This window comes from Streptomyces sp. NRRL B-24572, from assembly GCF_002156145.1.
GTDB classification, from domain to species: Bacteria; Actinomycetota; Actinomycetes; order Streptomycetales; family Streptomycetaceae; genus Streptomyces; species Streptomyces vietnamensis.
Window position 1 is genome coordinate 1 of the sequence record NZ_MWIG01000598.1, and the last position, 11,684, is coordinate 11,684.

Consider the following 11,684-nt stretch of genomic DNA (forward strand, 5'->3'; position numbering starts at 1 on the left):
CCGAGGGCGCCCTCGGGGGCGGCTACCGGGGGGCCGCGTTCGCCGTGGCGACCGTCGTCGGTGCCCGGCTGCTCGCCTCGGTCCTCTTCGGGGCCGTGCTCCTCGGGCCGCTGACCGCGCTCACCGGGCCGTCGGGACCGCTCGACCGGCGTTGGACCATGATCGGTGCCGACGGGCTGCGGATCGCGTTGCTCGTCATCGCCCCGCTGTGGATCGACTGGATCCCCGGCAGTGCCCTCTGGTACCTGCTCGGCACCGTCTTCGTCACCGGCGCGGCCGAGCGACTGTGGACCATCGGCCGCGAGGGGGCCGCGCCCGCGCTGCTGCCCGCCCCGCCGCTGGAGGGCGCCGCCGTACGGCCGCTGCCCGACCACCTCGGCGCGCTGCGCCGGCTGTCCCTGCGGACCGGCTTCCTCGCCGTCCCCGCCGCGGCCGCCGTGCTGCTCGTCGCCACTCTCGTCGGGAACCTGCTGGGCGCCGGTATCGACTGGTTCTCGCAGCACCAGGCGGCCCTCGGCTCGTACGTCGCCGCCGGCCTGTTCGCCGCCTCCGTCACCGTCCTGTACGCGATGGCGCTGCCCGGCGGGGAGACGCCGCGGCCCCGCTCGCCCCTGGAGGGCCTGCGCCGGCCGAGGACCGGCTCCGACGAGGGCAAGGGCCGCACGGCCGAGAAGGGCCGCACCGGCGCCCTGCCGCTGCTCGTCCTCGCCTCCGCCACCGTCGCCGGGGCGATCGCCGCGGCCGCGTCCCTCGCCGTGCTCCACGCGTACGACCTGGGCGGCGGGCCCGTCACGTACGCCCTCCTGATCCTGGCGCTCAGCGGCGCCACCGCCGTCGGCATCCGCACCGCGGGCTCCGTCCTGCCGGTGCTGTCCCGGCGCCGGCTGCTCGCCCTCGCGACCACCGCCGCCGGTGTCGCCCTGATCGCGATGGGCCTGGTCCCGGACACGGCGACCGTGCTGTTCCTCGCCGTCCTCGCCGGGTACGCCGCCGGGGTCGCCGCGAACACCGGCCACCACCTGATCGACCAGGAGACCGAGGAGCCCCGCCGGGCCCGGACCACCGAGCACCTCCAGGCCACCGCGCGCGTCGCCATGGGCCTGGGCGCGCTCGCCGCGCCGCTGCTCGCCGCCGCGATCGGTCCGCACCGGCTCGCCTCCGGGGACTTCGTCTTCGCGCACGGCGGCGCCGCCTTCACGCTCGTCCTCGTCGGTGCCCTGCTGCTCCCGGTGGCCGCGCTGCTCCTCGCGAAGACCGACGACCGGGCGGGCGTCCCGCTCCGCCGCGACCTGCGCGACGCGCTGCGCGGCTCCGACCCGGTCCAGGCACCCTCGCCGACCGGTTTCTTCATCGCCCTGGAGGGCGGCGACGGCGCCGGGAAGTCCACGCAGGTCCAGGCGCTCGCCGAGTGGATCCGCGCCAAGGGCCACGAGGTCGTCGTCACCCGCGAGCCGGGCGCCACGCCGATCGGCAAGCGGCTCCGCTCGATCCTCCTCGACGTGTCGTCGGCGGGGCTCTCGAACCGCGCCGAGGCCCTGCTGTACGCGGCCGACCGCGCCGAGCACGTCGACTCCCTGGTCCGACCGGCCCTGGAGCGGGGCGCGATCGTCCTCTCCGACCGGTACATCGACTCGTCCGTGGCCTACCAGGGCGCGGGCCGCGACCTGTCCCCGACGGAGATCGCCCGCATCTCGCGCTGGGCGACCGACGGTCTCGTGCCGAACCTGACCGTGGTCCTGGACGTCTCCCCGGAGACCGCGAGGGAACGGTTCACCGAGGCGCCCGACCGGCTGGAGTCCGAGCCGCCGGAGTTCCACGCGCGCGTACGGGCCGGTTTCCTGGCCCTCGCGGCCGCCGACCCCAGCCGCTACCTCGTCGTCGACGCGGGCCAGGAGCCGGAGGCCGTCACCACCGTCGTGCGCCACCGGCTCGACCGGATGCTGCCGCTCTCCGAGGCCGAGGTGAGGGCCGCGGAGGAGGCCCGCCGGAAGGCCGAGGAGGAGGCCCGGCGCCTGGCGGAGGAAGAGGCCGCCCGCAAGGCCGAGGAGGAGCGCCTGGAGCGCGAGCGCCAGGAGCAGCTCGCCAAGCTCCGCGCCGAGGAGGAGGAGCGCAAGCGGCGCGAGGAGGAGGAGGCGCGCCGCCTGGAGGCCGAGCGGAAGGCCGAGGAGGAGCGTCGCAGGGCCGAGGAGGCCCGGATCGCGGCCGAGGAGGAGCGCAAGCGGCTCGCGGCCGAGGAGAAGGCCCGCCAGGAGGAGCAGGAGCGGCTCCGCAGGGAGGCCGAGGAGGAGGCCCGGCTGCGGGCCGAGGCCGAGGAGCGCCGCCTGGAGAAGCAGCGCAAGGCCGAGGAGGCCCTGCTGCGCGCCGAGGAGGCGCGCCGGATGGCCGAGGCCGCCGCGGCCGCGAAGGCCGCGGAGGAGGCAGCGGCGAAGGCCGCCGCGGAGAAGCTCGCCGCCGAGGCCGCCGCGAAGGCTGCGGCGGAGCGGGCGGCCGCCGAGCGCGCCGCGGCGGAGCTCGCCGCCGCGCAGCGGGCCGAGGCGGCGAAGGCGGCCCGGGAGAAGGCCGCGCGGGAGCGGGAGGCCGCGGAGGCGGCCGCCGCCGAGCGGACGGCCGCGGCGGAGCGTGCGGCTCGTTCCGCCCGTTCCGCTCGTTCCGCCGAGGTGTCGGCGAACGAGGTCACCGTGCCGACGCCGGTCGTGAAGCCGGACGCGCCGACCGTCTCGCCGGACGAGGTCACCGTCGAGACGCCGGTCGTGCGGCCCGGGGCCGAGAGGCCGGAGGCGGAGACCGCCGTCCTGCCGCAGATCCGGGACCCGCGGGACGCCGACGAGACCGCCGTGCTGCCTCCCGTACGGGATCCCAGGGCCGCCGACGAGACGGCCGTGCTGCCCCCGGTGCGGGGTGCCGGGGCGTCCGACCCCGCCGACCGGGTGCCGCCGGGCATCTTCCGTGACGAGCGGGCCGGGCGCGACGAGCCGCACGGTGCGAACGACCGGACCCGGGAGCTGCCGCAGCTCGACGAGAACGGCCGGCCGCGCCGCCGCTCCGACTGGGCGGAGGAGACCCCGCTCGACGATCTGCCGACCCTCGCGGACGAGCTGTTCGGCCCGCACGAGGACGAGGACGGGGGACCGCGCCGCCGTCGCTGAGACCGGTGGGGGTGTAGCCAGCTGCACCCCCACTCCGGAAGCCTGCCCCATGCTGCTGTGACCTGCGCTTTTCTAGCGTGGCCGTATGACGACGACAGCAGTGACGGAGAACGGCGCCGCCCTCGCCCTGGACGGGGTGAGCCGTGCGTACGGAGGCGGGGCGCCCGCGCTCGACGGGGTCGACCTGGTCGTGCCGCGCGGGCGTTTCCTGGCCGTGATGGGTCGGTCGGGCTCCGGCAAGTCCACCCTGCTGCGCTGCGCGGCCGGGCTCGAACGGCCGACGGCCGGGCGGGTGCGGATCGGGGGCACCGACCTCGCCACCCTGAGGACGACCGGTCTGACGCGGCTCCGGCGGGACCGGATCGGCTTCGTCTTCCAGTCGCTCAACCTCGTCTCCGCGCTGAACGTGCGCGAGAACGTCACCCTGCCGCTGCTCCTCGCCGGGGCCCGCGAGGGCCGGGCACTCGACGCCCGCGCCCTGGCGGGACTCGACGCCGTGGGGCTCGCCGACCGGGCCGAGGACCGGCCCGAGAGCCTCTCCGGCGGCCAGCGGCAGCGGGTGGCGATCGCCCGCGCCCTCGTCAACGAGCCCGAGGTCGTCTTCGCCGACGAGCCGACCGCCGCCCTCGACCCGGTCACGGCGGCCGGGGTCCTCGCCCTGCTGCGGCGGGCGGTCGACGAGCGGGGGCGCACGGTCGTCCTCGTCACCCACGACCCGACCGCCGCGACCTGGGCGGACGAGGCCGTGTTCCTGGACCGGGGCCGGATCGCCGGCCGCCTCGACCGCCCGGACGAGGCGCGCGTACGGGCGGCGCTCGGCGGTCTCGGCGAGGCGGGTCGGCAGCCGGCGGTGGCGCGGTGAGCGGGGAACTGCGCGGACGCCGCTCCGGCGACCCCGCCGTGCGGCTGCTCGCCGCCCGGTCGCTGCGGGTCCACCGCAAGGCGTGGGCCGCCGTGTTCGCGGCCGTCGCCGTCACCTCCGCGCTGCTCGGCGCGCTCGCCCTCGCGCTCGGTTCCGTCGGGCTCGGCCACGCGCGCGTGGAGCGGTACGCCGCCGCGCCCGTCGTCGTCGCGGGCGACCAGGAGGTCCGCTGGACGGTCGAGCCGTGGGGGAGCGAGCCGGGGACCGAGACGGCGGGGCTGACCGAGCGCGCACGGGTCCCCGACGAGGCCGTCGACGTCCTGCGGGCCGTGCCCGGGGTACGGGAGGCGGTGCGGGACGACGCGTTCGTCGTACGGGAAGCGGTGCCGGACGACAGGTTCGCCGGACGGGAAGCGGTACCGGACGACACGTTCGCCGTACGAGAAGGGCGTGCGCACGTGCGCGCGTACCCCGGGCGTTCCTGGGACGCGGCCCGGCTCGCCCCGTACCGGCTGACCGACGGGCGGGCGCCCCGGCGGGCCGGGGAGGCCGTCGTGGGCGCCGGCCTCGGCGCCGTCGGGGACACTGTCGCCGGCCGCGAGGTCGTCGGCGTGGCCGACGGTCCGGCCGTGCTGTACGTCACGGCGGGGGAGGCGCGGCGGCTCGCCGGGCACCCCGGTGCCGTCGACGCCGTCGGAGTCCTCGCCGAGCCCGGCGTACCCGTGGACACCCTCCACGCGCGCGTACGGGCCGCCCTGGACGAGGCCGGGCTGAAGGACACCGCCGCGGGGCAGCCGCTGCGGGCCCTCACCGGGGACGGCCGGGGCGCCGCCGAGCACCTCGGCGCGCCGCCCGCGCGCGCGGAGCTCCTCCAGCTCCTCGCCGCCGTCGCCGCGAACGTCGTCCTGGTCGCCGTCCTCATCCTCGCCTCGCTCGTCGCGCAGGCCCTCCAGCAGCGCGCCGCCGAGCGGGAACTGCTCCTCTCGGTCGGTGCGACACCCCGGCAGGTGCGGGGCGCGGCGGGCCGGGAGGTGACCCGGGTGGCGGGTGCGGCGGCGCTGCTCGGCGTCCTCGCGTCCGGACCGGTGTTCCTGGCGCTGTGGTCGGCGCTGCGGGCCCGTACCGGAGTCGTACCGGAGGGCCTCGAACTCCCCACCCCGCCCTGGCTGTTCGCCGCCCTGCTCGCCGTCGCCGCCCTCGTGGTGGGCATCACCCGGTTCGTGGTCCTCTTCGCGGCCCGCCGGCCAGGACGGTCGGGGAGGGGCGGTGTTCGCCGTGTCGCCGGGATCGTGCTGCTCGTGCTCGGCGCGGGCTCGGCCGGTACGGCCACGTTCCAGGGCGGCGACGCGGCCGCCGCCGCTGCCGGGGCGGCCACGGTGACGCTGGTCGCCGGGTGCGCGCTGCTCGGGCCGTGGATCGCGGGGGCCGCGATGGCGGTCCTGGACCGGTCGTTCCGGCGGTTCGGCGGGGCGCCCGGGCGGCTCACGGCCGCCGGTGCCGCCGCGCACTCGCGCCGGCTCGGGGCCGCGCTCGTCCCCGTCGTCCTCGTCACCGCGTTCGCGCTCGTACAGCTCTCGGCGGGCGCCACGATGGAGCGGGCCGCGGCCGCACAGGCGCGGGCCGCGACCACCGCCGACCTCGCGTTCTCCGGCACGACGGCGGAGCGGGTGCGGAAGCTGCCGGGAGTGGAGGCGGCCACGGACGTGCTGCGTTCCTCGGTGGTCCTGGCCCGCACGGAGGTCGGTTCGCCGCGCCTCGACCGGCTCCCGGTCCTCGGCGTGGACGCCGACGGGCTCGCCGGCACGCTGGACCCGGGCGTCGTCGCGGGCGACCTTTCCGGACTCGGCCGGGCCGGCACGGTCGCGGTGGGCGCGGACATGGCCGAGTCCCTTGAAGTGAAGCCCGGTTCGACGGTGGAGCTGCGGCTCGGCGACGGCACGAAGAAGCGGCTGCGCGTGGTCGCGGTGTACGAACGGTCCCTGGCCCTGGGCGAGTTCCTGCTGCCGAAGGCCGAACTGGCCCCGCACATGAGCGATCCGTACCCCGCGCGCGTACTGGCGGCCGGCGACCACGGAGGCGCCCCCGTCGTCCCCGAGGCGGTGACCCCTCCCGGGGCGGAGCTGAACTCGCTCGTCTCCGGCGGGATCGTCGTCGCGATCGGCGGACTCACCCTCCTCTCCGTCCTGAGCACCCTCGCCCTGATCGGCGCCGGGCGGCGCGGCGAGCTGGAACTCCTGCGCCAGGTCGGGGCGTCGGCGGGCCAGTTGCGCCGGATGCTCGGCCTGGAGGCCGGGTTCCTGACGGCGACGGGCCTCCTCGTCGGGCTCGTGGTGGGCGCGCTGCCGCTGACCGCGTTCGCCTGGGCGCTCACCGGCGGCCTGCCGTACCTGCCGCCCGCGCAGGCCGTCACGATCGTGGGCGTCGTGCTCGTCACGGTCGTGGCGGGGGTGTTCCTGCCGGTCGCCGCACGGAGGGGTTCCAGGCGTTGAGGCGGGCGCGTCCCAGGGGCATCGGGGCAGGCGCGTCCTAGGCGTTGAGATAGGCCAGGACGGCGAGGACCCGGCGGTGGCCGCCGCTGTCGGTCGGCGGCAGGCCGAGCTTCAGGAAGACGTTCCCGATGTGCTTGTGCACGGCCCGCTCGGTGATCACCATCGAGCGGGCGATCGTGCCGTTGTCGTGGCCCTGGGCCATCAGCGCGAGGGCCTCGCGCTCGCGGGGCGTGAGGGAGTCCAGCGGGTCGTCGCGGCGGCGGGCCATCAGCTCGGTGACGACCTCCGGATCCAGGGCCGTACCGCCGGAGGCGACCCGTTCCAGGGCGTCGAGGAACTCGTCCACCCGGCCCACCCGGTCCTTCAGGAGATAGCCGACGCCCCGCGCGCCGCCGCCCAGGAGCTCGGCCGCGTACGTCTCCTCCACGTACTGCGAGAGCACGAGCACCGGAAGGGCCGGGAGCTGCTCGCGGGCCGCGAGCGCCGCCCGCAGCCCCTCGTCGCGGAAGCCGGGCGGCAGCCGCACGTCGAGGACGGCCACGTCCGGCCGGTGCTCGAGGAGCAGCGGCAGGATCTCGGGGCCGGTGGCCGCGACCCCGGCGACCTCGTGCCCCGACGAGGTCAGCAGCAGCACCAGGCCCTCCCTCAGGAGGGCGTTGTCCTCGGCGATCACCACACGCACGGAAGCTCCACTTCGATCACGGTCGGGCCCCCCTCGGGGCTGGTCAGTCGTACGGTGCCGTCGAGCGCGGCGACCCGGCGCCGCATGCCCGTCAGGCCGGAGCCGCCGCTCTCGCCGGCCTCGGCGCCGCCGCGGCCCTCGTCCCGCACGCGCACGCGTAGGGCGGCCGGTTCACGGGCCAGGGAGACGGAGGCGCGGTCGGCGCCGCTGTGCTTGGCGGCGTTGGTGAGGGCCTCGGCGACCACGAAGTACGCGGCGGCCTCGACGGCGGCCGGGGCGCGGGGCCCGTCCTGCGCGTGGTCACCGAGGCCGGTCACGGAGACCGCCGTCTCCAGACCGCTGCTCGCGGCGAGGGCCCGTACGGCCCCGGTCAGGCCGCGGTCGGTGAGGATCGGCGGGTGGATGCCGCGGACCACGTGCCGCAGCTCGGCCAGCGCCTCCTCGGCCTGTGTCTGGGCGTCGTCGAGGAGCTTCCGCGCGGTCGCGGGATCGGAGTCGTACGCACGCCTCGCCAGACCGATCCGCATGGACAGCGCCACAAGACGGGCCTGCGCGCCGTCGTGGAGGTCGCGCTCGATCCGGCGCAGCTCGGCGCCGTGCGCGGCGACCGCGCCCGCCCGGGTGGCCGTGAGCTGCTCGATGCGGGCGGCGAGGGCGGCGTCCCGGGCCGCGGAGGGGGCCGGTGTGAGCAGCGCGCGCGACCAGTCGGCGGCCAGTCCGGCGAGCCGGCCGATCAGCGGCAGGGCCACCGGAGGGCGTCCCGCGAGCCCGGTCCAGACGCCGTCGACCAGGAGCGCGGGCACCGCGAGGACCAGCGAGAGGTACCAGAGGACCAGGCCGTACAGCAGCTGCGCGGCGGCCCACAGCAGGTCCTGCCGGGTGCCCGGGTCGGTGACCGCGGTCCGTACGCGCGCGGGGAGGGGGCCTTCGAGCGGCAGGTACGCCTCGGGGACGGGCGTCCCGGTCCACGCGGCCGTACGGCGCCGCTCCCAGCCGGCGAGGCGGCGCAGCAGCAGCACGCTCTCGGGGAGCACGCCGGCGCCGATGACCGTGAGGGTGAGGAAGGCGGTGAAGAGGGCGACGCCCACCATCAGGTAGCAGAGGAGGGAGACCGCGGCCCCGGTCGTGAGGTGGAGCCATGGCCGGGCCGCTTCCTTGATCGCCTCACGCATGGGGTCAGCGTAGGCGGCGGCCCCGGGAGGAGGCGGTGGAGGGGGCTACACCATCGCCTCGGGAGCGGGCACGGCTGTGCGCCGATGCGGCGGAGACCAGGATCGAAGGGAGCCGGGAACGACCTGGCCGATCCCACTCCACGACTTTACGGAGGCATCCCATGCGCGCCCTTCTCTGGCTGCTGCTCGCCGCGAGCGTCCTGGCCAACGTCTTCATCAGCACCTTCGCCGGCTGGTCCGGCGGGCTCCAGATCGCCGGGAGCGTCTGCACCGGGGCGGTGCTGCTCGGCTCGGCGGTCGGGCTGTGGCTGACCAGGCTCCGTAACCAGGGCTGACCGGGGTTGTCAGAGCGCTGCCCCACAATGGAGGGCGTACCTGAGGAGGGGCAGACATGGCCGTATGGGACGACCTGGTCGGACAGACCCGGGTCGAGGAGCAGCTCGCCGCCGCCGCGCGGGACGCCGACGCGCTCGTGACCGCCCACGCCGCCGGCGAGCCGGCCCCCGAGGCCTCCAAGATGACCCACGCCTGGCTGTTCACCGGCCCTCCCGGGTCCGGCCGGGCGACCGCGGCGCGCGCCTTCGCCGCCGCGCTGCAGTGCGTCAGCCCCGACCGGGCGCTCGGCGGGGCCCCCGGCTGCGGCTTCTGCGACGGCTGCCACACGACCCTCGTCGGCACGCACGCGGACGTCGAGATCGTCCGTACGGACCTGCTGTCCATCGGCGTGAAGGAGACCCGCGACCTCGTCCGGCGCGCCCAGCTGTCCCCGGCGGGCGGCCGCTGGCAGGTCATCGTCCTGGAGGACGCCGACCGGCTCACCGAGGGCGCGGGGAACGTGCTCCTGAAGGCCGTCGAGGAGCCCGCGCCGCGCACGGTCTGGCTGCTCTGCGCGCCCTCCCTGGAGGACGTGCTGCCCACGATCCGCTCCCGCTGCCGGCACCTGACGCTGCGCACCCCGCCGGTGGAGGCCGTCGCCGACGTGCTCGTGCGGCGCGACGGCATCGAGCCCGAGGTGGCGCAGGCCGCGGCCCGCGCCACCCAGGGGCACATCGACCGGGCCCGGCGGCTCGCCACCGACGAGCGGGCCCGCGCGCGCCGGTCGGTCGTCCTGAAGCTGCCGCTGCGGGTCGAGGACATCGGCGGCTGCCTCAAGGCGGCCCAGGAGCTGGTCGACGCGGCCGCGGAGGACGCGAAGCAGGTCGCGGAGGAGATCGACGTCAAGGAGACCGAGGAGCTGAAGGCGGCCCTCGGCGCGGCGCAGGGCGGGCGGATGCCGCGCGGCACGGCCGGGGCGATGAAGGAGCTGGAGGAGCGGCAGAAGCGGCGCAGGACCCGGACGCAGCGCGACAGCCTGGACCTCGCGCTCACCGACCTGACCGGCTTCTACCGCGACGTCCTGGCCCTCCAGCTCCGCTCCCGGTCGGCCCTGGCGAACACGGACGTGCGGGACGCCCTCGAGCGGATCGCCCGCGACACCACCCCGGAGCGGACCCTGCGCCGCATCGAGGCGGTCCTCGCCTGCCGCAAGGCCCTCGACCGGAACGTGGCGCCGCTGCTCGCGGTGGAGGCGATGACGATGGCGCTGAGGGGCTAGGCGCATTGACCCGCTTGACCCGCGGCGTCGCGTCCGGGGCCCGATGGGCGATTGGACACGATCCGTGCCGGTCCGGATACGCTCCGGGGATGGATTCCAGGCGCTTGCTCCGTACCTCCGCCACGGCCCTCGCGGCCGCCGGGCTGATCCTCTCCGGCTGCTCGGGCGGAAGCGGCGCCGCCGCGCCCCGGACGACCGCGTCGGCGCCCGGCGCCTCGTCCGAGGCGCCGAAGCTGAAGAAGTTCTACGCGCAGAAGCTGAAGTGGCGCGACTGCGGCGTCGAGGGTTTCCAGTGCGCGACCCTGCGCGCCCCGCTCGACTACGCGAAGCCGGACGGCGAGGAGGTCGAGCTCGCGGTCTCCCGGGCCCGGGCCACCGGCCCCGGCAAGCGGCTCGGCTCGCTCCTGGTCAACCCGGGCGGCCCCGGCGGCTCCGCCGTCGGCTACCTCCAGGGGTACGCGGGCATCGGCTACCCGGCGCCCGTCCGCGCCCGCTACGACATGGTGGCCGTCGACCCGCGCGGCGTGGCCCGCAGCGAGCCCGTCGAGTGCCTGACGGGCCCGCAGATGGACACGTACACGCAGGTCGACCAGACCCCCGACGACACGGCGGAGGTCAACGCGCTCAGCGCGGCCTTCAAGGACTTCGCGGCCGGCTGCGAGAAGAAGTCGCAGCAGGTCCTGCCCCATGTCTCCACCGTCGAGACGGCCCGCGACATGGACATCCTGCGGGCGGTGCTCGGCGACGAGAAGCTCACCTACGTGGGCGCCTCGTACGGCACCTTCCTCGGCGCCACCTACGCCGAGCTGTTCCCCGACCGGGTCGGCCGGCTCGTCCTCGACGGGGCGATGGACCCCTCGCTCTCCGCGCTCGACCTCAACCGGGACCAGACCGCCGGCTTCGAGACGGCCTTCAAGGCCTTCGCCGCCGACTGCGTCGGCAAGCCGGACTGCCCCCTGGGCACCGGTACGGTCGCCGCGGCCGGGGAGGCGATGAAGAAGTTCTTCCGCGACCTGGACGCCAAGCCCGTGCCCACGGGGGAGAGCCGCGAGCTGGGGGAGTCCCTCGCGACCACCGGGGTGATCGCCGCCATGTACGACGAGGGCGCCTGGCCCCAGCTGCGCGAGGCCCTCGCCCAGGCGATGAGCGGCGAGGGCTCGGGGCTCCTCGCCCTGGCCGACAGCTACTACGAGCGCGAGACGGACGGCACGTACGCCAACCTGATGTCCGCCAACGCCGCCGTGAACTGCCTGGACCTGCCGCCCGCCTACACCGGCCCCGCCGACGTCGAGAAGGCCGTCCCGTCCTTCGAGAAGGCCTCCCCGGTCTTCGGTGCGGGCCTCGCCTGGGCCGCCCTCAACTGCACCTACTGGCCCACCCCGCCCACCGGCCGTCCGCACCGCATCACCGCCGAGGGCGCCGCCCCGATCCTCGTCGTCGGCACCACCCGCGACCCGGCCACCCCGTACCGCTGGGCCCGGTCCCTCGCCGAGCAGCTCTCCTCCGGCACCCTGCTGACCTACGAGGGCGACGGCCACACCGCGTACGGCCGGGGCAGCGACTGCATCGACACCGCGATCAACACCTACCTCCTCGAAGGCACTCCTCCGGCGGACGGAAAGCGCTGCTCATAGGCCTGATCCGGGGGTGGTCGGAGCACCTCCGGAAACTGTGTAGACTTGGCGACGCTGCTGCACCCACCATGGGAACGCACAGCGGTGCCGCCTTAGCTCAGTTGG

At 76.3% G+C, this 11,684-nt stretch carries 8 protein-coding genes; 6 read left to right on the plus strand and 2 right to left on the minus strand.

Annotated elements, in window-relative coordinates:
• The 3 genes from tmk to CCN56_RS31205 form a co-directional block, all read left to right on the plus strand.
• A partial coding sequence (tmk, locus tag CCN56_RS31195; RefSeq protein ID WP_086831274.1) for a dTMP kinase occupies positions 1–3,146 on the plus strand: 3,146 nt, incomplete at its 5' end.
• Between the two features lie 85 nt (positions 3,147–3,231).
• Complete coding sequence (locus CCN56_RS31200; protein WP_086831275.1) at positions 3,232–4,008, plus strand: ABC transporter ATP-binding protein; 777 nt, start codon at positions 3,232–3,234, stop codon at positions 4,006–4,008.
• Complete coding sequence (locus tag CCN56_RS31205; protein ID WP_256962268.1) at positions 4,005–6,497, plus strand: ABC transporter permease; 2,493 nt, start codon at positions 4,005–4,007, stop codon at positions 6,495–6,497. Before CCN56_RS31200 ends, CCN56_RS31205 begins: the two co-directional genes overlap by 4 nt.
• A 37-nt stretch (positions 6,498–6,534) precedes the next feature.
• On the opposite strand, the gene CCN56_RS31210 is transcribed toward CCN56_RS31205, so the two are convergent.
• Together CCN56_RS31210 and CCN56_RS31215 are read right to left on the minus strand one after the other, a co-directional pair.
• Positions 6,535–7,179 carry a response regulator transcription factor gene (locus tag CCN56_RS31210; protein ID WP_086831276.1) on the minus strand — a complete coding sequence of 215 codons (645 nt, stop codon included), beginning with the start codon at positions 7,177–7,179 and terminating at the stop codon, positions 6,535–6,537.
• Positions 7,167–8,351 (minus strand): sensor histidine kinase, encoded by a 1,185-nt coding sequence (locus CCN56_RS31215; protein ID WP_086831277.1) that lies wholly within the window; start codon positions 8,349–8,351, stop codon positions 7,167–7,169. The genes CCN56_RS31210 and CCN56_RS31215 overlap by 13 nt, the downstream gene beginning before the upstream one ends.
• 161 nt (positions 8,352–8,512) lie before the next feature.
• Here CCN56_RS31215 and CCN56_RS43550 point away from each other — a divergent pair, with 161 nt between their 5' ends.
• From CCN56_RS43550 to CCN56_RS31225, 3 genes are all read left to right on the plus strand, one after another.
• Positions 8,513–8,686 (plus strand): hypothetical protein, encoded by a 174-nt coding sequence (locus CCN56_RS43550; RefSeq protein ID WP_179200048.1) that lies wholly within the window; start codon positions 8,513–8,515, stop codon positions 8,684–8,686.
• A gap of 56 nt (positions 8,687–8,742) precedes the next feature.
• Complete coding sequence (locus CCN56_RS31220) at positions 8,743–9,945, plus strand: DNA polymerase III subunit delta' (RefSeq protein ID WP_086831278.1); 1,203 nt, start codon at positions 8,743–8,745, stop codon at positions 9,943–9,945.
• Positions 9,946–10,034: 89 nt separating this feature from the next.
• Positions 10,035–11,579, plus strand: a complete 1,545-nt coding sequence (locus CCN56_RS31225; protein ID WP_086831279.1) for an alpha/beta hydrolase — start codon at positions 10,035–10,037, stop codon at positions 11,577–11,579.
• The last annotated feature ends 105 nt before the right edge of the window (positions 11,580–11,684 follow it).